Raw genomic sequence first — 20840 nt, forward strand, 5'->3', positions numbered from 1 at the left:
GGCCGGGCCCCGGATGGGAAGCTGGGCGCGTGCAGCCCCCTTCGCTCGCCGACGTCGCGCACCTCGGCCAGGTCGTCCCGTCCCTGCTCGCCACCCTCGGCGTCCCCGGCTGCGCGAACACCCTCGCGCTGCCGGAGGCGCGGAGCGCGGCCGTCCTGCTCGTCGACGGGCTCGGCTGGGAGCTCCTGGCCGAGCACGCCGCGGACGCCCCGGTGCTGACGGAGCTCGCCACCCGGACGTTGCGCGTGGGTTTCCCGTCGACCACCGCCGCCGGGGTGGCCGCGATCGGGACCGGCCTCGCGTCCGGTGAGCACGGCATGGTCGGCTACACCTTCGAGATGCCGGGCAACGGCGTCCTGAACGCGTTGCGCTGGCGCAGCCACGAGGACGGCAGCGACCTGCGCGGGGCCCTCCCACCGCGTGAGGTGCAGCCCCTGCCGACGACGTTCGAGCGTGCCGCCGAGGCCGGGATCGACGCCGCGGTGGTGTCTTCTGCGCAGTACGCCGACACGGCGCTGACGCGGGCGACCCAGAGCGGTGCGCGCTACGCCGGGGTGCACGCGCTCGGTGACCTCGCCGCCCGGACGTTGTCGGTGCTCGAAGGGCGGGCGTTCTGCTACGCCTACCACAACGAACTCGACCTGCTGGGGCACGTGTACGGCCCGGGTTCGGCCGCGTGGCGGATGCAGCTGCGGCAGGTCGACCGGCTCGTGGAGTCCCTTGTGGACGGTCTGCCGTCCGGTGCGCTGCTCGCCGTGGTGGCCGACCACGGGATGGTCACCGTCGAGGACAAGCTCGACCTCGAGGACGCGCCGGAGCTGCTGGCGGGCGTCCGGACCTTCGGGGGCGAGGTCCGGGCCCGGCACGTCTACACCGAACCGGGTGCCGCCGCCGACGTCCTCGCGGCTTGGCGCGCGGTGCTGGGCGAGCGGGCGTGGGTGCGCTCGCGGGAGGAGGCCGTCGCCGAGGGGTGGTTCGGCCACACGGTCAGCGACCGGGTGCTGCCGCGGATCGGTGACGTCGTGGCGGCGGCCCGGGACCGGTTCGGGATGGTGCGCGGGCTGGCCGAGGCCGTGGAGACGTCGCTGGTCGGGCAGCACGGTTCGCTGACCACCGCTGAGCAGCTGGTGCCGCTGGCGGTCGCCCGGGGGTGACCGATTGGGGGCCGCGCCGCTCCGCCTCCCGGTCGCCGGTCCGCAAGCGGCGCAGTATCCCGTCGTGGCCGGCACGCAGTGGCCGGTCGGCAGCACTCACCCGAAAGTTCCCGCCGCCTGAGCCTTCGGCGGGTATCGCGCGTGCCTGGGTGGGCATCACGTGACGGGAGGGGCATCACGGGTGATTGGAGGGGCATCACACGTGATTGGGAGGTCGGCTCGCGTGCCTGGAGGGTCGGCTTGGCTGGCCGGGGCGGAGTGGCTGGTCCGTTGGGGTGGGTGGTCCCGGGGGCGGTTAACGTTTGGGGGTGCCTCGACGTAACCGTCCTGGGCCCCGAGCGGGCGGTGGGCCTCCTCCCGAGCGGGAGCTCGGTGCTGCCACCGGGTGGGCGCGGGCCGAAGCCGCGGACGACGGTGAGTGGCTCGTGCGGACCGTGCCGGGGGCGCAGGCCACGAAGTTCTACCGCTGCCCCGGCTGCGACCACGAGATCCGGCCGGGCACGCCGCACCTCGTCGTCTGGCCCGCCGACGAGACCGGGTCCGTCGCCGACCGGCGGCACTGGCACCGGCCCTGCTGGGACGCCCGGGCGCGCCGGCGGCCGAACCGCCGCCGATGATTCGCTCTGGAGTTGTCAAACAACGCCCGGCTCAGCGCCGGTAGTGCCGCGTCAGCGCGCCCTCGTACACCTCCTCCGTGTACTCGGTGAAGCCGAGCCGCTCGGCCACCCGCAGCGACGGCTTGTTGTCCACGTTCACGCTCGCCAGCACCGGCACGGACGCCTGCTCGCGGGCGCACCACTCCAGCACCGCGCTCCCGGCCTCGACCGCGTAGCCCTTGCCCCACGCGGACGGCCGGAACCGGTAGCCGAGGTTGAGCACCTTCTCGCCGTGGAAGTCGCGCGTCCGCACGCCGCACACGCCGATGACCTCGGTGCCGCCCGGTTCGGTCACCGCGAGGTAGCCGAAGCCGTGCTCGGCCCAGTGCGCCAGCCAGGCCGTGAACATCTCCGACGCCCGCCGGACGTCGGGTGGGTCGGGGTGGAAGCGGTTGGTCCGCGGATCCGTGTGGATGTCGACCATCGCCTGCCGGTCCGCCTCGTGGAGCGGACGCAGCAGCAGCCGGCCGGTTTCGATGTCGGTGAACACGTCGGCGAAGCTAGCGCGGGGGTCCGACAAAATGACGCGCATGACCGAACTGCCGCTGGTCCTCCTCCACGCCTTTCCCCTGGACGCCCGCATGTGGAACGCGGTGCGCGAACCCCTCGCTTCACACCTTCGGGTGATAACGCCGGACCAGCGCGGACTCGGCCGCTCGCCGCTGCCGGAGTCCGCTCGGGAACCCAGTCTCGAGGACGCCGCGCGGGACGTGATCGCGCTGCTCGACCGGCTGGACCTGGACCGCGTGGTGCTCGGCGGCTGCTCGATGGGCGGCTACCTCGCGATGGCCGTGCTGCGGCTGGCGCCGGAACGGGTGGGCGGCCTCGTTTTCGTCGACACCAAGGCCACGGCCGACACGCCCGAGGCCGCGCAGAGCCGCCTGGACGTCGCCGTGCGCGTCGAGCGGGAGGGCACCGCGGGCTGGCTGGCCGAGGCGAACCTGCCGAACCTGCTGGCGGAGTCGACGTGGGAGCAGCGGCCGGACGTCGTCGAGACCGTCCGGGAGATCATCGAATCGCAGCCGCCCGCCGGGATCTCGTGGACCGCGCTGGCGCTGCGGACCCGGCCGGACTCCCTCGACCTGCTGCGGGACGCCGGGGTCCCGGCGCTGGTCGTCGTCGGGGAAGAGGACCGGATCACCCCGGTCGAGGCCGCGAGCGCGATGGTCGAGGCCATGCCCGGCGCCACGCTCGTGGTACTGCCCGGCGCCGGCCACCTGACCCCGCTGGAGGACCCCGCGGGGGTCGTCGAAGCCATCCTCTCCTGGTACCCGGAAACTCACGAGAAGTAGGCAGCGAGCGTTTCGCGTGCTTCGGGAAGGCGGTGCGGGAACCGCTTCGCGATGAGGAAGCGCCACGCGACGGCGAAGAGTTCTCGCAGCTGCGTGCACGCTTCGAGCGGGACGTCCGCCGAGCCGGGGTAGGCGGCGAGGTGCTCCGGGCCGCCCTGCCGGGCCAGGATCCCCAGGTCCCAGCCGAGCGGCCCGCACCAGGTGTCCTCGAAGTCGAGCCAGCACGGCCCGGCTTCCGTGGCGATCAGGTTGCCGGGGTGCGCGTCACCGTGCAGCGGCTGCACGGCGACGTCCGGCAGCGCGGCCTCGATCCGGGCGGCTTCGGCGCGCAGCCGGGGTGCCGCGCCGTCCATCGCGCCGCCGTGCCGGTCGAGCATCCGGCCGAGGTCGTCGAGGGGGCCGCGGCGGGGCAGTGCGCCCGGGTACTCCCGCAACGCCGCGTGCAGGTCGGCCAGCGAACCGGCGACGACGTCCGGTGCGTACCGGTGGTCCGGATCGTGCGGCGTGTGGTGCCAGAGCGTGACCGGCAGGCCGTCCGCGAAATGCGGTCCGGCCGGGGGATCCGTGGCGGGTGAGACGACGAGCACACCACGTTCGGTGAGGAACCGCGAGACGGCCACGTCGCGGGCCAGCCAGGCCGCCGGCTCCGGCCGGGCGAGCACCGTCGTCGCCGGCACGCGCGCGACCAGCGGACCCAGTCTCACCAGCACGTTCGACCGTTCGTGCAGGACCTCCGGCGAGTGCTCCGGCAGCCCCAGCCGGGTAGTCACGGCGAGGGCCGCCCGCACCGCCGCCAGGGTGTACTCGTCGGCCATGCGCCGATCTTGCCAGCCGGTGCGCGCGACTGTCGGTAGCGAGGGCTACGATCCCTCTAAGCCGCCGGACCGGGCCTCGCTCGACCCGGTGGCGCGACGATGACCACCACAAGGTTTCAAGTGTTGGAGGCAGGAGTGACGGCCGTAGCCCCCAAGCCGATCGCCACGCGCCCGTACCCCGCGCGCGAGTCGGTTAAGGGTTCGTACCTGCTGCGGTTGTTCCGCACGACGGACCACAAGCAGATCGGGATCATGTACCTGGTCACGTCGTTCGCCTTCTTCATGGCGGGCGGCGCGATGGCCATGCTCATCCGTACCGAGCTGGCGCGACCCGGGCAGCAGTTCCTTTCGCAGGAGCAGTACAACCAGCTCTTCACCATGCACGGCACGGTGATGCTGCTGCTGTACGCGACGCCCATCCTCTTCGGGTTCGCGAACTTCATCCTCCCGCTGCAGATCGGTTCGCCGGACGTCGCGTTCCCGCGGCTCAACGCGTTCTCCTACTGGCTGTACCTCTTCGGCGGCCTGATCGTGCTGTCGGGCTTCCTGACGCCGGGTGGCGCCGCCGACTTCGGCTGGTTCGCCTACACGCCGCTGTCGGACGCGATCCACTCGCCGGGCGTCGGCGCGGACCTGTGGATCTCCGGCCTGGTGGTCTCCGGTCTGGGCACCATCCTCGGCGCGGTCAACATGGTCACCACCGTGGTCTGCCTGCGCGCGCCGGGCATGACGATGTACCGGATGCCGATCTTCACCTGGAACATCCTGGTGACGTCGATCCTGATCCTGCTCGCCTTCCCGATCCTGACCGCGGCCCTGATGGGCCTGCTGGCGGACCGGCATCTGGGCGCGCACGTGTTCGACCCCGAAAACGGCGGGGTGATCCTCTGGCAGCACCTCTTCTGGTTCTTCGGCCATCCAGAGGTCTACATCGTGGCTCTACCGTTCTTCGGGATCGTGTCGGAGATCTTCCCGGTCTTCAGCCGCAAGCCCATGTTCGGCTACAAGAGCCTGGTCTGGGCGACGCTGGCCATCGCGGCCCTGTCGGTCGCGGTGTGGGCGCACCACATGTACGCCACCGGCGCGGTGCTGCTGCCGTTCTTCTCCTTCATGACGTTCCTGATCGCGGTCCCGACCGGCGTGAAGTTCTTCAACTGGATCGGCACGATGTGGAAGGGCCAGCTGTCCTTCGAGACGCCGATGATCTTCTCGATGGGCTTCATCGTCACGTTCCTCTTCGGCGGCCTGACCGGCATCCTGCTGGCCGCGCCGGCGATCGACTTCCACGTGTCGGACAGCTACTTCGTCGTCGCGCACTTCCACTACGTGCTCTACGGCACGATCGTGTTCGCCACCTTCGCCGGCATCTACTTCTGGTTCCCGAAGATCACCGGCCGGATGATGGACGAGAAGCTCGGCAAGTGGCACTTCTGGACCACGTTCATCGGCTTCCACGGCACGTTCCTCGTCCAGCACTGGCTGGGCGCGGAGGGCATGCCGCGGCGGTACGCGGACTACCTGACCAGTGACGGCTTCACGACGCTGAACACGATCTCCACGATCGGCGCGTACATCCTCGGTGCCTCGACGCTGCCGTTCATCTGGAACGTCTTCAAGAGCTACCGGTACGGCGAGATCGTCACGGTGGACGACCCGTGGGGATACGGCAACTCGCTCGAGTGGGCGACGTCCTGCCCGCCGCCGCGGCACAACTTCACCGAGCTGCCCCGGATCCGCTCCGAGCGGCCGGCCTTCGAGCTGCACTACCCGCACATGATCGAGCGCATCCACAAGGAAGGCGAGATCGGGTTCTTCGGCAAGCAGAAGATCAACAGCCACGGCTCGGCGCCGTCGCAGGTGCTCACCCAGAAGCTCATGCCGGGTGACCACAGCAACGACAACTCGGGCGAGCAGTAGAACACCCCGAACGAGTGAGAGCGCGTGCCCGGCTTTTGTGAAGCCGGGCACGCGCTCTACTTATGTCCAAGGCCGGACCGGCAGACTGATCGTGCAGCGTTGCCGAGCGAGGGATGACCAGTGACCCAAACCCCCGTCCTGATCACGACGACCGGCCCCGACAAGCCCGGCGTCTCGTCCGTGCTGTTCGCCGTGCTGACCAGGCACGACGTCGACGTGCTCGACGTCGAGCAGGTCGTCATCCGCGGGCAGCTCGTGCTCGGGGTGCTGGCCGGGGTCTACCGCGACCCGGAGGGGCTGCAGGAGTCCGTCGAGCAGGCGATGGCGTCCGTCGGCATGGACGTCGACGTCAAGATCGGGGCGGCGATCGGCGAGGACCCCTTCGCGCTCGGCCGCCGTGACTCCACGCACGTACTGGTGGTGCTGGGCCGCCCGGTGACCGCCCGGGGCTTTTCCGAGGTCGCGCGGCGGCTCGCGTCGCTCGGGGTCAACATCGACGGCATCCGCAGCGTCGCCGACTACCCGGTGACCGGCCTGGAGCTGTACGTCTCGGTCGACGAGGACACCCCCGCCGCCGACGCCGCGCTGCGGTCGGTGCTCGCCGACGCGGCGGTCGAGGTGGGCGTCGACATCGCGGTGGAGCGGGCCGGGATCACGCGGCGGGCGAAGCGGCTGGTCGTCTTCGACGTCGACTCGACCCTGATCCAGGGCGAGGTCATCGAGATGCTGGGCGCGCACGCCGGGGTCGAGCCGGAGATCCGCGAGATCACCGAAGCCGCGATGCGCGGCGAGCTGAACTTCACCGAGTCGCTGGAGCGGCGCGTCGCGCTGCTGGCCGGGCTGCCGGCGACGGCGATCGACGAGGTCGCCGCGTCGATCGAGCTGACGCCGGGCGCCCGCACGACGATCCGCACGCTCAAGCGGATGGGGTTCCGCACCGGGGTGGTCTCCGGCGGGTTCACGCAGGTCATCGGCAGTCTGGTGCAGAACCTGGGCCTCGACTTCGCGGCGGCGAACGAACTCGAGATCGTCGACGGCAAGCTCACCGGCAAGGTGGTCGGCGAGGTGGTCGACCGCGCGGGCAAGGCGAAGGTGCTTCGCCGCTTCGCCGGCGAGTACGACATCCCGCTGGAGCAGTGCGTCGCGGTCGGCGACGGGGCCAACGACATCGACATGCTGTCCGCGGCCGGGATGGGCGTGGCGTTCAACGCGAAGCCCGCGCTGCGCGAGGTGGCGGACACCGCGCTTTCGCACCCCTACCTCGACGCCGTGCTGTTCATGCTCGGCCTCACCCGCGGCGAGGTCGAAGCGGCCGACGCCGCCGACGGACTCGAGCTGATGCGTCCGTGAGCAGCGTTCTCGACCCCTTGGGTGCCCGCTACGCCTACTGGCTCGGCTTGCCGCCCGAGGACACTTCGGACACCTCCGACGAGCTGCCGGAGGAGGTGCGGGCGATGCCGGTCATCCTGCGCATCGAACGCGCCGAGCCGCCGGGGCGCACGCCGCTGCTGGAGGCCGCGGCGGCGGCCGCGCTCGCGGTCTGCCTGGACAAGCGGGCCGAGCCCGGGGGCGAGTGGGCCGAGCCGATGCACGCGTGGCTCGACAACCGGATCCGCAAGGTCGCGCGGCGGGCGCGGGGCGCGCACTGGGCGGCGGTGCAGGACCTGCCGGGCATCACCGTCGAGGTCGACGGCGCCGAGGCGCGGGCGTTGGTGCCGGGCCTGGTCACCGAGACGCCCAAAGAGGTGGCACGGCTCCAGATCTCGGGCAGCGAGCTGCCACCGGACGAGCCGGGCCCGATCCCGGACGGCGTCCCGCTGCTGCTGCTCAACCCGCAGGTCCCGATGACGGTCGGCAAGGGCGCCGCGCAGGTCGGTCACGCCACGATGATCCTCGCGGCCCTGCTGGACGACGAGCAGCTTGCCGGCTGGGCCGCGCAGGGCTACCGGACGGCGGTGCGCACGCCGAGCGTCGCGCGGTGGAAGGAACTGCACCCGGGTGACGACCCCGAAGGCGCGTGGCGGCGCGACCGCGTCATCGCCGTGCGGGACGCCGGGTTCACGGAAGTCGACCCGGGCACCATCACCGTTCTTGCCCAGTGGGAACCGGAACAAGTGTTGTCCTGACCAGGTTGGAGCCGACATGGGACTCGAAGTACAGCGTGACGGGCAGCATTCCTTCGTCGGGCGCAACGATCGTGGTGCCGAGGTCCGGCTGGGCCGGACCGGCGCCGAAGGGGCGTTCTCGCCCGCCGAGCTGCTGCAGATCGCGGCCGCGGGCTGCAGCGCGGTGACGGCCGAAGAGCTGATCACGCGGCGGGTGGGCGAGGACGCGAAGTTCCGCGTCAACGTCACGGCCGATCGGCGTGAAGGCGCTTCGGAGCTGGACGCCGTGCACGTCGCGTTCGATGTCGACGTGTCGACTTTGGCGGAGGATCAGCGGGAAGCGCTGGCCGGGGCCGTGGACCGCGCGATCGAGCGGCTCTGCACGGTGAGCCGGACGCTCAAGAAGGGAATCCCGGTGACGGAGGAGTTCCCGACGGCGTAAGCGGTCAGTTCTCGCTGGACTCCCAGACCACGTACGCCTGGTCGGCGTCGGTCGTCATGGCTTCGATGAACTTCTCGTTGTCGAAGCCCGGCAACGCCTGCAGGCGCTCGATCAGCGCGTCCGCCGCCGGGTCGCCGCTCGGCACCGCGGTGCCCTTGCCGTCGGAGCCCACCAGCATGAAGAAGACGTCTTCGTTCCACGGGCCGTCAGGGATCACTCTGACCATCACCGAGGACAAGGTGGACCACGTGACGGCCTCTTCGCTGCCATCCGCTAGGCGCCGCCGCACTCCGGTGTCGTCGACACTGACAGTCCGGGACTGTGCGCTGGACGAATCCTGGGTCAACCGGTGCTCCCTTGTTGCTGTGCCGCTCGTACTGATCCGACCGCAGCCACGGCCGAATGTGGTCGGATCAGTACTAGGGTTGCTTCACCGTACCGGTCGGTGTTGTGGACCGCGTCACGCGGGCGCGGCTGCGTCCAGCCGGCGCAGGGCGTCGCGGGCCACCTTCGGGTCCATCGTGGGCCAGAACGGCGGCAGCGACGCACGGAGGAATCCGCCGTAGCGGGCGTTCGCCAGCCGCGAATCCAGTACCGCGACGACCCCGCGGTCGGTCACCGACCGGTGCAGGCGGCCGGTGCCCTGCGCCAGCAGCAGCGCCGCGTGCGTGGCCGCCACGGTGAGGAACCCGTTGCCGCCGCGGGCTTCCACCGCGCGCTGGCGGGCCGAGGACACCGGGTCGTCCGGGCGGGGGAACGGGATCCGGTCGACGACCACGAGCTGCAGTGACGGACCGGGGACGTCCACGCCCTGCCAGAGGCTGAGCGTGCCGAACAGGCAGGTCCGGACGTCCTCGGAGAACTTCTGGACCAGCAGAGACGTCGCGTCTTCGCCCTGGCAGAGGATCGGGAAGTCGAGCCGCTCGCGCATCTCCTCGGCCGCCTGCTTGGCCGCCCGCATCGAGGAGAACAGGCCCAGCGTGCGCCCGCCCGCCGCCTCGATCAGCTCGGCCAGTTCGTCCATTGTGGACGAGGCGAGGCCGTCACGCCCTGGTGGCGGCAGGTGCTTGGCCAGGTAGAGGATCCCGTTGCGCTGGTGGTCGAACGGCGAGCCGACGTCGAGGCCGGTCCACTTCGGGCCGGTGTCGGCGTCCGACGGTGCTTCCTTGTCCGTCGCCGCGCCGGGCGCCTTTTCGACGCGAGCCGCGCCCGGCGGGAGGCCCCACTGGCGGGCCATCGTGTCGAACGTGCCGCCCAGGGTCAGGGTGGCCGAGGTCAGGATCGTGGTGTGCAGGTTGAACACGCGCTCGCGCAGCAGGCCGGCGACGCCCAGCGGCGCCACCTTCAGCGCCGGCGGACGCGGGTTGGACGAGAACTTGTCACCCGCCAGCCACACGACGTCGCGCTGGTGCGCCTGGTCCTCGTCGAACGCTTCCAGCAGCCGGACCGCGGTGTCGTGCACCTCGTCGAGCAGCGTGCGCGCCAGCTTGCGCGCGGTGGCCCCCTCGACGTCCTCCTTGCGGTCCGAACCGAGCGCGGAGATGCACGCGTGCGCGGCGTCGCGGACCGCCGGGATGGCGCCCTTCAACGCCTGCGGCAGCGTGTCCATCCGGCCGGCGGGCAGGTCGTCGACGATCAGGGCCAGCCCGTCACCCGCTTCCAGCAGGCGGTCGGCGACGTCGGCGTCGATCAGCTTGCCGCAGCGGCGGGCGGCGGACGCGCACATCGCGCTGGTCAGCTCGCCGGTGGCGACCGAGGTGACGCGGTCGACCAGGTCGTGGGCCTCGTCGATGATCACGACGTCGTGATCCGGCAGGACCTGGTAGCCCTGCAGCGCGTCGATGGCCAGCAGCGCGTGGTTGGTGATGATGACGTCGGCCCGGCCGGCCTCGGCGCGAGCCTTCTCGGCGAAGCAGTCCGTGCCGATCGGACAGCGGGACGCGCCGAGGCATTCCCGTGCCGTCACCGACACCTGGCGCCACGCCTGGTCCGTGACGCCCGGGACGAGCTCGTCGCGGTCGCCGGTTTCGGTGTCGGACGCCCACTCCCGCAGCCGCGTGACCTCCTTGCCGAGGCGCGACACCGCGAACGGGTCGAAGAGCTGGGCGTCCTCCGGCTCGTCGGGCGCGCCCGAATCCAGGCGGTGCAGGCACATGTAGTTGCGGCGGCCCTTGAGGATCGCGAAGGTCGGTTCGCGGCCGAGGGGCTTCTTCAACGCCTTCGCGAGCCGGGGGAGGTCGCGGTCGACGAGCTGCCGCTGCAGCGCGATCGTGGCTGTCGACACCACGACCGTGGCTTCCTTCTCGACGGCGTGCCGGATCGCGGGCACGAGGTAGGCCAGTGACTTGCCGGTGCCGGTGCCGGCCTGCACGGCCAGGTGCTCGCCGGTGCGGATGGCGCGGCCGACCGCGTCGGCCATCTCGACCTGACCGGGCCGCTCGGCTCCGCCGACCGACTCCACCGCGTGGGTCAGGAGTTCGAGGACGCCGGGGAAGTCAGTTCGAGCGGGCACAGCGACACATTAGCCGCCACGTCCGACAGGATCGGTGATCCGTCGCGAACGGGCCACTCGCGCCGTCGTGTAGACGGCGAAGGGCCCGCCATCGTGCCGGCGGGCCCTTCGCTATCAGGCAGGGGTCAGTCTTCGGAGCGGCGCGAGACCAGCTTCCACGTGAGCGGCAGCAGGCCGGCGGCCACGACGATCTTCAGCGCGTCGCCGATCAGGAACGGCGTGACACCCTTGGCGAACGCCGTCGACAGGTCGAACCCGGTCGAGGCCATCAGCCACGGCACGCCGAAGGCGTAGATGACGACGTTGCCGAGCACCATGGTGCCCGCGGTGCGCAGGGGCGTCCGGTCGCCGCCGCGCCCGGCGAGCGCGCCGACGAGGGCGCCCGCGAACACGAACCCGACGATGTAGCCGGCGCTCGCGCCGGACAGGCCCGCGGTGCCGTTCTGGAACCACGGCACGCCCACGGCGCCGACGAGCAGGTAGACCAGCATCGACGCGGCCCCGCGCGACATGCCGAGCGACGCGCCGACGAGCAGCGCGGCGAACGTCTGGCCGGTCATCGGCACCGGGCTGCCCGGCACCGGGATGACCAGCTGCGCGGCGGCGCCGGTGAGCACGGCACCGCCGGCGACCAGCGCGATGTCGCGGACGAGCGTGCCGGGCACGAGGTCGGCCAGCACGGGCCGCTTGGCGGCGAAGGACAGCGAAGACACAGAACCTCCCGAGTTGGGTCCGAGGCGTGGTCCGGTCGGCCACCCCGGTCCAGCCTCACACGCGATGATCGAGGTTAACGCTGGTTATCTCCCGGAGTACCGCTCGAGTTGCGTTCCTCACCGGCCACACGTCCGGGTGGACCCGCTCGGACGGCCGTGCGCGCCCGCCGATCGGCGAAGAGGCTGACTGCGAACCGTCACGGAACGAGGAGGCCGGTGCATGCGAAACGCCAGGAAGAGGACGATCCGGTTGCTGGCCGTGACGGCGCTGGCCGGCCCGCTCCTGGTCGCCGCGGCGCCGGTGACCTCCACCGGCTGGGCGGCCACCGGCTCGGTCGACGTGCTGCTCGACAACGAGCACGTCGTCACCGGCGACCTGGCCAAGTGCACCGCCGACGGCCCGGCGAGCGCCCGGACCGTCGGGGGCACGACGGGGGACGTCGCGACGTTCGGGATCGGGGAGTCCGGCTGCGGCCGCTCGGGTGACGTGGCCATCGCGCAGGCGTCCGGGCACCGCTTCGAGGCGTCGGTCCTCAAGCGCTACGGCGGCCCGGTGATCACCGTCCGGACGTTCTCGGCGAAGTGCGCGACGTCCGCCACCGGCAGCGGGGGCGAGGTGGCGATCGGCACCGTCACCGGCATCACCGTGCCCGCCCAGATCCCGCCGAACGACCGGATCGTCATCCCCGGCGGCCCGGCGGGCACCGCGCTGGCCACGGTGATCCTCAACGAGACGGTGACGCCGCAGCCGCCGGACGGCAGCCTGGTGACGCACGCGCTGCACATCGTGCTGTTCCCGCAGGGCGGGCCGGCCGGCGGCGACATCTACCTGGGCACGGCCGCCTGCGACCCCTTCGGCAAGAAGAAGTAGCTACGCGGTCTTGAAGCGGCTCGCGGCCGAGACGAACTCGCCCGCCCGGGTCGCCAGGTTCGGGAGGCTGCCGGCCGGCGTCAGGGCGTCGCCCAGCAACGGGGTCGCCGCCGCGACCGCGATCGCGCCCGAGCGCAGGTAGCTCTCGACGTCGGACAGGTGGACGCCGCCGGTCGGGACCAGCGGCACGTCCGGCAGCGGGGCGCGGACCGCGCGCAGGTAGGCGACCCCGCCGACCGCCGCGATCGGGAACACCTTCACCGCGGCCGCGCCGAGGCGCCAGGCCTGGTCGATCTCCGTCGGCGTCAGCGCGCCGCAGATCACCGGCACGCCGAGGGCGTCCGCGCGTTCCAGGACCGCCGGGTTGACCGTCGGCGTGACCAGGTAACGCGCGCCCGCGTCGACCGCGATGTCCACATCGGACGCCTCACGGACGCTGCCCGCCCCGACCAGCGCGTCTTCGCCCAGCGCCAGGCGCAGCGCGTTGATCGCCGCGGGGGCGCCCGGCGTCGTCAGGGTGGCTTCGAGCAGGCGGATCCCCGCCGCGTGCAGGACGACGCCCGCGTCGGCGAAGCGCGACGCCTCCGTTGAACGCAGGATCGCGACGAGCCGGTGTTCGGCCAGGGCGGCCTTCAGGTCCTTCATCCGACGTGCGCCGTCCCTGTGTGCGTGACTCCGGCCTCGTCGAAATCGCGAAGGGTGGCTTCGACCGAAGACTGGGCGATCCCGGCCGTGTGGTCGAGCAGCACGCGGACGCCGAACCCGGCCCGCGCCGCGTCCAGGGCCGTCGCGCGCACGCAGTAGTCGGTGGCGATGCCGACGACGTCGACGTCGGTCACGTCGTGCTCGCGCAGCCAGGCCTCCAGGGACTTCCCGTCCCCGGACGCGCCTTCGAAACCCGAGTAGGCCGCGCTGTACTCGCCCTTCGAGAACACGGCGCCGATCGGGACGACGTCGAGGGTGGGGTGGAAGGACGCGCCGGGCGTGCCCGCCACGCAGTGCGGCGGCCAGCTCGCGACGAAGTCGGGCGTCGCGCTGAAGTGGTCACCCGGGTCGACGTGGTAGTCGCGGGTGGCCACGACGTGCGAGTAGCCGCCGGTCGCGGACAGCGCGGAGATCGTCTCCGCGGCCGCGGCGCCGCCGGTGACCGCGAGCGAGCCGCCTTCGCAGAAGTCGTTCTGCACGTCCACCACGATCAGCGCGGTTGCCATGGTGACCTCCGGTCAGAGGAAGAGGGTCGGGATCGCCGGGTCGCCGTGCGAGAGCTTGAGGCCCTCCCACGGCAGGCTGACCAGGCCGCGGCGCAGCCGCTGCCGCGCGTCGTCGAGCGTAGGCAGATCCGGCTCGACCCGGCCAGCACGGATCAGCGGCAGCTGCAGCGGCCGGTCGTTCGGCTCCGGCTCCGGCGCGGCCCCCGACGTCGTCCAGACGACCTCTTCGACCGCCGTGCCGGTGCCGCGGTGGCGCCGCAGCGCGGACTTGCGCCCGCCACGGGACTCCTTGTGCGCGCTGCGCTTGGCGACCGGCTTGCCGTCCACCTCGACCAGCTTGTAGACCATGCCCGCGGTCGGCGCGCCGGACCCGGTGACCACCGAGGTGCCGACGCCGTACGCGTCCACCGGCTCGGCGCGCAGCGCGGCGATGGCGTGCTCGTCGAGGTCGCCGGAGACGACGATCCGGGTGTCCTTGGCGCCGAGGGCGTCCAGCTGCTCGCGGGCGCGGCGGGCGAGCGGGCCGACGTCGCCGGAGTCGATCCGGATCGCGCCGAGCTCGGGGCCCGCGACGCGGACGGCGGCCTCGATGCCGGCGGTGATGTCGTAGGTGTCGACCAGCAGCGTCGTGTCCGGGCCCATCTTGTCGACCTGGGAGCGGAAGGCCTCCTCCTCGCTGTCGTGCAGCAGCGTGAAGGCGTGCGCGACGGTGCCGCGGGTCGGGATGCCGTAGCGGCGGCCGGCCTCGAGGTTGGACGTCGTCGCGAAACCGGCCAGGTAGGCGGCGCGCGCGGCCGCGACGGCGGCCCACTCGTGCGTGCGGCGCCCGCCCATCTCGATGATCGGGCGGCCGTGCGCGGCGCCCGACATCCGGGCCGCGGCCGAGGCGATCGCGCTGTCGTGGTTGAGGATCGACAGGACCAGCGTCTCCAGCAGCACGCACTCGGCGAACGAGCCGCTGACGGTCAGGATCGGCGAGCCCGGGAAGTACAGCTCACCCTCGGCGTACCCGTCGATGTCGCCGGAGAACTCGTAGTCCGCGAGCCAGGCCAGCGTCGTGTCGTCGACCACCGCGGTGGCCTCGAGCTGCACCAGTTCGGCGTCGGTGAAGCGGAAGTCCGCGATCGCGTCGAGCACCCGGGCGGTGCCCGCGACGACGCCGTAGCGGCGGCCGTCCGGTAACCGGCGGGCGAACGCCTCGAACACACAAGGACGCTCGGCTGTCCCGTCGGCCAGCGCGCTGCCCAGCATGGTCAGCTCGTAGTGGTCGGTGAGCAGCGCGGTGCTGGCCGTGGCCGGCTCGGGTGAACCCATGCCGCCACCCTATTCACCCACATGGCCGGACCTGGCGCGGCGTACCCTCGCGCCCCCGTGACACCATGGGGTGCATGTCCACGCCTGTCGCATCCGAGCAGACGCAGGTCGAACCGGCCGGTGCCGAGGTCGCCGAGTCGGACACACCGTGGCGGACCGTGGTGTGGAACGACCCCGTCAACCTGATGTCGTACGTGACGTACGTCTTCCAGAAGCTGTTCGGGTACAGCCGGGACCACGCCACCAAGCTGATGCTGGACGTGCACCACAAGGGCAAGGCGATCGTGTCGTCGGGCAGCAAGGAAAAGGTGGAGGTGGACGTGGCGAAACTCCACGCGGCGGGCCTCTGGGCCACCATGGAGCAGCCCTCGTGAACGGTTGGCGACGCAAGGGCGCGGTCATCCACGCGGGCTTCGAGCAGCAGGAAGCGGCCGTGCTGCGCGGCCTGGTCAGCCAGCTCGAGGACATGCTCACCGCGCGCGCCGAGGAGGCGCCGCAGGACGAGCTCGCCGAGCTGACCGGCATCCGCACCGGCCCGACCGAGTCCCCGGACGACCCGGTGCTCTCGCGGCTGCTGCCCGACTTCCACCGGCTCGACCCGGACAACCCGACCCGCGAAGACCTCGATTCCGCGTCGGCGATGCGCTCGCTGCACGAGCCGGAGCTGCTGGACATCAAGGTCGGCGTGGCCAAGATCGTGCTCGACACGCTGCCCCGCGACGGCGGCAACGTCCGGTTGACCGAGGAGCAGGCCGACGCCTGGCTGGGTGCGCTCAACGACGTCCGGCTGGCGCTCGGCACCGCCCTCGACGTCACCGAGGACATGCCCGACGAGCTGCCCGAGGACGACCCGCGCGCGCCGCACCTCGGCGTCTACCACTGGCTGACCTGGGTGCAGGAGACGCTGATCCAGGCGCTGACCGGATGATCACCGACGTTCCCGGCGTCCTGGTCGGGCACCACGAGCGGCTCGGGGACGGCTGGGCGACCGGCACGACGGTGGTGCTCGTGCCGGATGGCGCGGTCGGCGCCCTCGACCAGCGCGGTGGCGCGCCCGGGACCCGCGAGACGAACCTGCTGGAGCCGGAGAACCTGGTCCAGCGCGTGAACGCGGTCTGCCTCTCCGGTGGCAGCGCGTACGGGCTGGCCGCGGCCGACGGCGTGATGCGGTGGCTCGGCGAGCGGAACCTCGGCTTCCCGGTGGGCGCGCAGCCGCACGAGGTCGTGCCGATCGTGCCCGCGGCGGTGCTGTTCGACCTGCCGCGCAGTGATTGGGGCAACCGGCCCGACGCGTCCTTCGGCTACGAGGCCTGCTCCGCCGCGTCCGCGGGTCCGGTCACCCAAGGCACGGTCGGGGCCGGCGCCGGTGCGGCCGTCGGGTCCCTGAAGGGCGGCATCGGCACGGCGAGCGAGGTCGTGGGCGAGTTCACGGTCGGGGCGCTGGCGGCGGTCAACGCGGCGGGCGAGGCCGTGGACCTCACGACGGGCCGGGCGTACGCGGCCGACCACGGCGACTTCGGCGTCACGTGGCCGTCGCGGCCCGCCGACCTGCCGTCCCGGCGGACGGACCTGAACACGACGATCGGCGTCGTCGCGGTCGACGCGGCGCTGTCCAAGGCGGAGGCGCGGCGGCTCGCGGTCGCGGCCCAGGACGGGCTGGCCCGCGCGGTCCGCCCGGCCCACACGATGTTCGACGGCGACACGGTGTTCGCGCTGGCCACGGGCGCGCGGGAGCTGCCCGAGGCGAGCGGCCCGTTCGGCGTCGCGGTGCGCGCGGGGGCACTGGACGCGCTGTGTTCGGCGGCGGCACGGGTGTTCGCCAGGGCGATGGTGCACGGCCTGCTGGCCGCGACCACGGCCGGCGGCGTCCCGGCCTACCGCGAGGTGTGGCCCGAGGCGTTCGGCTAGAGGTCCGGGAGCGGGTCTTCGGGCAGGCCGTCACGGCTGCCTTCGAGGTTGGCGGCCCGGACGGCGCTGACGTACTCCTCGTCGATCTCCAGGTGCAGGCCCGCGACGGTGAGGACCGGGCCGAGCGACGGGTGGACCTCGACCGGGCCGATCTCCGTGCGCCGGGGCAGCCGGTCGTAGACGGTCTTAGGCGTGTAGCGGCGGAAGCGGCCGCCGTAGAGCACCGTGATGCCGCGGTCGGTGACCACGACGAAGAACGCGGCCCGGGTGCGGACGCCGTTGACGTACAGGGAGATGCCGGGGATCAGGTACTGGATCCGCTCACCGTTCTCGAGGAACTCTCGACAGCGTTCACGGGCTTTCGAGGACATCGGCATTCCCCGATTGTCCTGGTGAGCGCAATATCTCAGAGTCTGGACAGCTTGTGTCCACCACCTAAGATGGCGGTGTGCTCCGGATCCGCCGTGAACTCGTCGACGAGATCGTCGCCCACGCCCGCCGTGACCACCCCGACGAGGCGTGCGGGGTGATCGCCGGGCCGGAAGGCTCGGATTCACCCGAGCGGTTCATCCCGATGCTCAACGCGGCGCGGTCGCCGACGTTCTACGAGTTCGACTCGGGTGACCTGCTGAAGCTCTACCGCGAGATGGACGCGAACGGCGAAGAGCCGGTGGTCATCTACCACTCGCACACCGCCACCGAGGCGTACCCGTCGCGGACCGACGCCTCGATCGCGGCCGAGCCCGGCGCGCACTACGTGCTCGTGTCGACCCGGGACCCCGAAGTGCACGAATTCCGGTCGTACCGGATCGTGGACGCCGAGATCACCGAGGAGCCGGTCGAGATCGTCGGCTGAGGCCGTCCAGACCAGCTCGGAACAAACCGCGCGCCGCAGGCGTCTGCGTGTAGGAACCCACCGGAGGTAAGAACCCATGGCCGTGACCGTCTCCATCCCGACGATCCTGCGCACCCACACCGGCGGCGAGAAGTCCGTCGAGGCGAAGGGCGCGACCGTGCTCGAGGTCATCGACGACGTCGAGGCCCGGCACGCCGGCCTCAAGGCGCGCCTGGTGAAGGAGGAGAAGCTGCACCGCTTCATCAACGTCTACGTCAACGACGAGGACGTGCGCTTCGCCGGCGGCCTCGAGGCCGAGGTCAAGGACGGCGACACGCTGACCATCCTCCCCGCCGTGGCCGGTGGCTGATCGATGGCTCGCTTCGAGTCCCTGCTCGACGCGCTCGGCGGCACGCCGCTGGTCGGGCTGCCCCGGCTCTCGCCGACGCACGACGTGCGCCTCTGGGCGAAGCTGGAGGACCGCAACCCGACCGGCTCGATCAAGGACCGCCCCGCGCTGGCCATGATCGAAGCCGCCGAGCGTGAGGGCAAGCTGCGGCGCGGCTCCACGATCCTGGAGCCGACGTCGGGCAACACCGGCATCTCGCTGGCCATGGCCGCCAAGCTCAAGGGCTACGGGCTGGTCTGCGTGATGCCGGAGAACACCTCGACCGAGCGCAAGCAGCTGCTGCAGGCCTACGGCGCGCGGATCGTGTTCTCCCCGGCCGCGGGCGGCTCGAACGAGGCCGTCCGGCGGGCGAAGGAGCTGGCGGAGGCGAACCCGGAATGGGTGATGCTCTACCAGTACGGCAACCCGGCCAACGCCGACGCGCACTACCGCGGCACCGGCCCCGAGCTGCTCAAGGACCTGCCGACGCTGACGCACTTCGTCGGCGGCCTGGGCACGACCGGCACGCTCGTCGGCTGCGGGCGCTACCTGCACGAGGCGAAGCCGGACGTCCAGATCATCGCGGCCGAACCGCGCTACGGCGAGCTGGTGTACGGCCTGCGCAACCTCGACGAGGGGTTCGTCCCGGAGCTGTACGACCCCAGCGTGCTCAACGGCCGGTTCTCGGTCGGCGCGTACGATGCACTGCGCCGGACGCGGGAGCTGCTGGAGCACGAAGGCATCTTCGCGGGCATTTCGACGGGCGCGGTACTGCACGCGGCACTGGCTGTCGCGGAGAAGGCCGTGGCCGCGGGTAAGCCTGCCGACGTGGCTTTTGTCGTTGCCGATGCGGGGTGGAAGTACCTGTCGACGGGGGCTTACGCGGGCTCGCTGGACGAGGCCGCCGAGCGGCTCGACGGGCAGCTCTGGGCCTGAGGTGAGGATCGGCTCAGGCCGCCGGCGTCGATGGACGGCTCCGGTCGGCCCGGGCTCACCAGTGGTGGCTGCGACCCGCCCATTTGGCGGCAGAGGTCTCGGCCGGGTCGACTCCCGGACCGCGGCGAATCGCGCCGAATCCAAGCCGGCTGATCCGCCGAAGGCGACCGGGAGCGAGCTGATCGCCGGACCAAGCCGCCGAGCGGCACTGGGCCTGACCTACTCGGTCTTCCAGAGCTCCGGCAGGGCCAGGTCGATCCGGTCCGCGGCGGCGAGCCGCTTGAAGGTGCCCATCGTCGTGTCCAGGTCGTCGAACAGCTTCGGGAGCAGCTTCAACGGCTTGGACAGCGGGCGCCAGAACGCGTCCCAGTGCACCGGGCGGACGGTCCGTGGCCCGAGCGCGCCGACCGTCTCGCGCCAGTACTCCTCGCGCCACTGTTCGGACTGCTTCCCGGCCGCTCCGACGCCCAGGTAGACGACGTCCGCCGAGTAGCCGGCCAGAGCGCCCGGGACGAAGTTCGCCGACGGGTGGACCAGGACGTTCCCGTCGGGGTGCGCGATGTGGAACGAGTAGCAGCGGCCGGTCTTGAACGCATTCGCCTTCGCCGGCACCCGGACCGGTTCGGTGATCTCGCCCGGCACCCGGTCGCCGTCGCTGTGGCGGGCGTCGACGCCGGTCACCGTGAACTCGCCGAACTCCACCGGCTCGCCCGGCACCAGCTCGTGGAACGGCTCGGCGGCGAGGTAGTAGCCCTCCTGGACCCGGCGCGTCGAGGGCGAGCCGCAGAGCGTGGCGCCGGTCAGCTGGGCGACGACCGGCGCGTCCAGGACGTGGTCCACGTGGGAGTGCGACACCAGGACCGCGTCCAGCTTCGTGACCTCGAGCTTCCGCAGGCACTCGTCGATCCGGCTTCGGGACGGCGATACCCGGGTGGCCAGCTTCAGCAGCGACGGCCGCGAGAAGAAGCCGTCGACGAGGATCGCCGACGTCCCGTCGCTGATCAGGACGTTGGACACGCCGGCGAACGTGGTGCGGATCTTCCTTTCGGGCATGCTGACAGCATGAAGGTCATCGGGCTGCTCGGCGGGATGAGCTGGGAATCGTCCAGTGAGTACTACCGGCTGATGAACGAACGGGTGAAAGCCGCGCTCGGGGGCTTCCACTCGGCCCACACGGTGCTGTATTCGGTGGACTTCGCCACGATCGAAGCGATGCAGGCCGAGGGCCGCTGGGACGACGCGGGCACGGAGCTGAACCGCGCCGCTCGCGCGCTGGAGGCGGCCGGTGCCGACTTCGTCGTGCTCTGCACCAACACCATGCACAAGGTCGCCGAGCAGCTGACCGACGGCCTGGGCATTCCGCTGCTGCACCTCGCCGACGCGACGGCGGCCGCCGTCACGGCCGCCGGGATCCGCCGGGTCGGGCTGCTCGGGACCGGGTTCACCATGAGCCAGCCGTTCTACCGCGAACGGCTCGCCGCACACGGCCTCGACGTGCTCGTGCCGGCCGCCGGCGACCGCGACCTGGTGCACCGGATCATCTACGACGAACTGGTGCTCGGCGTCGTCAAGCCGGAGTCGCGCGAGGCCTACCGGGGCGTGATCGCGCGGCTCGTCGAGGCCGGGGCCGAAGGCGTGATCTACGGGTGCACCGAGATCGAGCTGCTGGTGGGTCCCGAAGACAGCGCGGTGCCGACGTTCCCGACGACCCGGCTGCACGCCGAGGCCGCCGTCGACTTCGCCCTCGGCAAGGCCCCGCTGCCCGCTTGAG

The 20840-nt window shown here is 71.8% G+C and carries 25 protein-coding genes; 15 read left to right on the forward strand and 10 right to left on the reverse strand.

The annotated features are described in order from the left end of the window. The first annotated feature begins 29 nt into the window (after positions 1–29). Together ACGFMK_RS06445 and ACGFMK_RS06450 are read left to right on the forward strand one after the other, a co-directional pair. The gene (locus tag ACGFMK_RS06445; protein WP_392758968.1) at positions 30–1154 is read left to right on the forward strand and encodes an alkaline phosphatase family protein; all 1125 of its coding nucleotides are present in this window, start codon (positions 30–32) and stop codon (positions 1152–1154) included. A gap of 308 nt (positions 1155–1462) precedes the next feature. Further along, complete coding sequence (locus ACGFMK_RS06450) at positions 1463–1771, forward strand: hypothetical protein (RefSeq protein ID WP_392758970.1); 309 nt, start codon at positions 1463–1465, stop codon at positions 1769–1771. A 31-nt stretch (positions 1772–1802) separates the two neighbouring features. On the opposite strand, the gene ACGFMK_RS06455 is transcribed toward ACGFMK_RS06450, so the two are convergent. Next, positions 1803–2342: a GNAT family N-acetyltransferase gene (locus ACGFMK_RS06455; protein WP_392758972.1), complete on the reverse strand. Its 540-nt coding sequence runs from the start codon at positions 2340–2342 to the stop codon at positions 1803–1805. Between ACGFMK_RS06455 and ACGFMK_RS06460 the strand changes: the two genes are divergently transcribed. Further along, positions 2341–3102, forward strand: coding sequence for an alpha/beta fold hydrolase (locus ACGFMK_RS06460; RefSeq protein ID WP_392758974.1), 762 nt, complete (start codon positions 2341–2343; stop codon positions 3100–3102). The genes ACGFMK_RS06455 and ACGFMK_RS06460 overlap by 2 nt on opposite strands. Here the strand turns inward: ACGFMK_RS06460 and ACGFMK_RS06465 are convergent. Further along, complete coding sequence (locus ACGFMK_RS06465) at positions 3090–3917, reverse strand: phosphotransferase (RefSeq protein WP_392758976.1); 828 nt, start codon at positions 3915–3917, stop codon at positions 3090–3092. The genes ACGFMK_RS06460 and ACGFMK_RS06465 overlap by 13 nt on opposite strands. A gap of 135 nt (positions 3918–4052) precedes the next feature. On the opposite strand from ACGFMK_RS06465, the gene ctaD reads away from it, so the two are divergent. The 4 genes from ctaD (at position 4053) to ACGFMK_RS06485 (ending at position 8381) form a co-directional block, all read left to right on the forward strand. Further along, the gene (ctaD, locus tag ACGFMK_RS06470) at positions 4053–5834 is read left to right on the forward strand and encodes a cytochrome c oxidase subunit I (protein WP_392758978.1); all 1782 of its coding nucleotides are present in this window, start codon (positions 4053–4055) and stop codon (positions 5832–5834) included. A gap of 120 nt (positions 5835–5954) precedes the next feature. Then, the gene (gene serB / locus ACGFMK_RS06475; RefSeq protein ID WP_392758980.1) at positions 5955–7184 is read left to right on the forward strand and encodes a phosphoserine phosphatase SerB; all 1230 of its coding nucleotides are present in this window, start codon (positions 5955–5957) and stop codon (positions 7182–7184) included. Then, complete coding sequence (locus ACGFMK_RS06480) at positions 7181–7960, forward strand: peptidyl-tRNA hydrolase (protein WP_392758982.1); 780 nt, start codon at positions 7181–7183, stop codon at positions 7958–7960. The genes serB and ACGFMK_RS06480 overlap by 4 nt, the downstream gene beginning before the upstream one ends. A 16-nt stretch (positions 7961–7976) precedes the next feature. Beyond that, on the forward strand, positions 7977–8381 hold the full coding sequence (locus tag ACGFMK_RS06485; RefSeq protein ID WP_392758985.1) for an OsmC family protein: 405 nt from the start codon (positions 7977–7979) through the stop codon (positions 8379–8381). A gap of 4 nt (positions 8382–8385) precedes the next feature. On the opposite strand, the gene ACGFMK_RS06490 is transcribed toward ACGFMK_RS06485, so the two are convergent. The 3 genes from ACGFMK_RS06490 to ACGFMK_RS06500 all read right to left on the reverse strand — a co-directional run bounded on the left by ACGFMK_RS06490 (position 8386) and on the right by ACGFMK_RS06500 (position 11606). Next, entirely contained in the window at positions 8386–8727 is a 342-nt protein-coding gene (locus ACGFMK_RS06490) for a hypothetical protein (protein ID WP_392758987.1), read from the reverse strand. A gap of 114 nt (positions 8728–8841) precedes the next feature. Beyond that, the gene (locus tag ACGFMK_RS06495) at positions 8842–10893 is read right to left on the reverse strand and encodes an ATP-dependent DNA helicase (RefSeq protein ID WP_392758989.1); all 2052 of its coding nucleotides are present in this window, start codon (positions 10891–10893) and stop codon (positions 8842–8844) included. 125 nt (positions 10894–11018) lie between these two features. After that, positions 11019–11606, reverse strand: coding sequence for a biotin transporter BioY (locus tag ACGFMK_RS06500; protein WP_392758991.1), 588 nt, complete (start codon positions 11604–11606; stop codon positions 11019–11021). 250 nt (positions 11607–11856) lie between these two features. Between ACGFMK_RS06500 and ACGFMK_RS06505 the strand changes: the two genes are divergently transcribed. Next, complete coding sequence (locus ACGFMK_RS06505) at positions 11857–12477, forward strand: choice-of-anchor P family protein (protein WP_392759358.1); 621 nt, start codon at positions 11857–11859, stop codon at positions 12475–12477. Here the strand turns inward: ACGFMK_RS06505 and ACGFMK_RS06510 are convergent, their stop codons facing one another. The 3 genes from ACGFMK_RS06510 to ACGFMK_RS06520 are packed head-to-tail and all read right to left on the reverse strand — an operon-like array spanning position 12478 to position 15002. Next, a complete protein-coding gene (locus ACGFMK_RS06510; RefSeq protein ID WP_392758993.1) occupies positions 12478–13122 on the reverse strand; it encodes a bifunctional 4-hydroxy-2-oxoglutarate aldolase/2-dehydro-3-deoxy-phosphogluconate aldolase in 645 nt (214 codons plus the stop codon). It abuts the gene before it with no gap. Then, positions 13119–13688, reverse strand: a complete 570-nt coding sequence (locus ACGFMK_RS06515; protein WP_392758995.1) for an isochorismatase family protein — start codon at positions 13686–13688, stop codon at positions 13119–13121. The genes ACGFMK_RS06510 and ACGFMK_RS06515 overlap by 4 nt, the downstream gene beginning before the upstream one ends. A 12-nt stretch (positions 13689–13700) precedes the next feature. After that, the gene (locus ACGFMK_RS06520) at positions 13701–15002 is read right to left on the reverse strand and encodes a nicotinate phosphoribosyltransferase (protein ID WP_392758997.1); all 1302 of its coding nucleotides are present in this window, start codon (positions 15000–15002) and stop codon (positions 13701–13703) included. Between the two features lie 74 nt (positions 15003–15076). Here ACGFMK_RS06520 and clpS point away from each other — a divergent pair, with 74 nt between their 5' ends. From clpS to ACGFMK_RS06535, 3 genes are read left to right on the forward strand one after another with little or no spacing between them, the layout of a single operon-like run. After that, a complete protein-coding gene (gene clpS / locus ACGFMK_RS06525) occupies positions 15077–15376 on the forward strand; it encodes an ATP-dependent Clp protease adapter ClpS (RefSeq protein WP_103348337.1) in 300 nt (99 codons plus the stop codon). Then, positions 15373–15930, forward strand: a complete 558-nt coding sequence (locus tag ACGFMK_RS06530) for a DUF2017 domain-containing protein (protein WP_323322694.1) — start codon at positions 15373–15375, stop codon at positions 15928–15930. Before clpS ends, ACGFMK_RS06530 begins: the two co-directional genes overlap by 4 nt. Beyond that, the gene (locus tag ACGFMK_RS06535) at positions 15927–16910 is read left to right on the forward strand and encodes a P1 family peptidase (protein ID WP_392759000.1); all 984 of its coding nucleotides are present in this window, start codon (positions 15927–15929) and stop codon (positions 16908–16910) included. Before ACGFMK_RS06530 ends, ACGFMK_RS06535 begins: the two co-directional genes overlap by 4 nt. Here ACGFMK_RS06535 and ACGFMK_RS06540 read toward each other — a convergent pair. Further along, positions 16907–17281: a hypothetical protein gene (locus ACGFMK_RS06540; protein ID WP_392759002.1), complete on the reverse strand. Its 375-nt coding sequence runs from the start codon at positions 17279–17281 to the stop codon at positions 16907–16909. The two genes, ACGFMK_RS06535 and ACGFMK_RS06540, sit on opposite strands and share 4 nt — an antisense overlap. Before the next feature lie 77 nt (positions 17282–17358). Here ACGFMK_RS06540 and ACGFMK_RS06545 point away from each other — a divergent pair, with 77 nt between their 5' ends. From ACGFMK_RS06545 to ACGFMK_RS06555, 3 genes are all read left to right on the forward strand, one after another. Then, positions 17359–17766, forward strand: a complete 408-nt coding sequence (locus tag ACGFMK_RS06545; protein ID WP_392759004.1) for a Mov34/MPN/PAD-1 family protein — start codon at positions 17359–17361, stop codon at positions 17764–17766. 76 nt (positions 17767–17842) lie between these two features. Beyond that, positions 17843–18115: a MoaD/ThiS family protein gene (locus ACGFMK_RS06550; protein WP_323322686.1), complete on the forward strand. Its 273-nt coding sequence runs from the start codon at positions 17843–17845 to the stop codon at positions 18113–18115. 3 nt (positions 18116–18118) lie between these two features. Then, positions 18119–19069, forward strand: coding sequence for a PLP-dependent cysteine synthase family protein (locus ACGFMK_RS06555; RefSeq protein ID WP_392759006.1), 951 nt, complete (start codon positions 18119–18121; stop codon positions 19067–19069). A gap of 219 nt (positions 19070–19288) precedes the next feature. Here the strand turns inward: ACGFMK_RS06555 and ACGFMK_RS06560 are convergent, their stop codons facing one another. Then, entirely contained in the window at positions 19289–20122 is an 834-nt protein-coding gene (locus ACGFMK_RS06560) for an MBL fold metallo-hydrolase (RefSeq protein ID WP_392759008.1), read from the reverse strand. Positions 20123–20131: 9 nt separating this feature from the next. Between ACGFMK_RS06560 and ACGFMK_RS06565 the strand changes: the two genes are divergently transcribed. After that, the gene (locus ACGFMK_RS06565) at positions 20132–20839 is read left to right on the forward strand and encodes an aspartate/glutamate racemase family protein (protein ID WP_392759010.1); all 708 of its coding nucleotides are present in this window, start codon (positions 20132–20134) and stop codon (positions 20837–20839) included. Position 20840: the final 1 nt, after the last annotated feature.

This window comes from Amycolatopsis sp. NPDC049252, from assembly GCF_043197175.1.
GTDB lineage: Bacteria > Actinomycetota > Actinomycetes > Mycobacteriales > Pseudonocardiaceae > Amycolatopsis.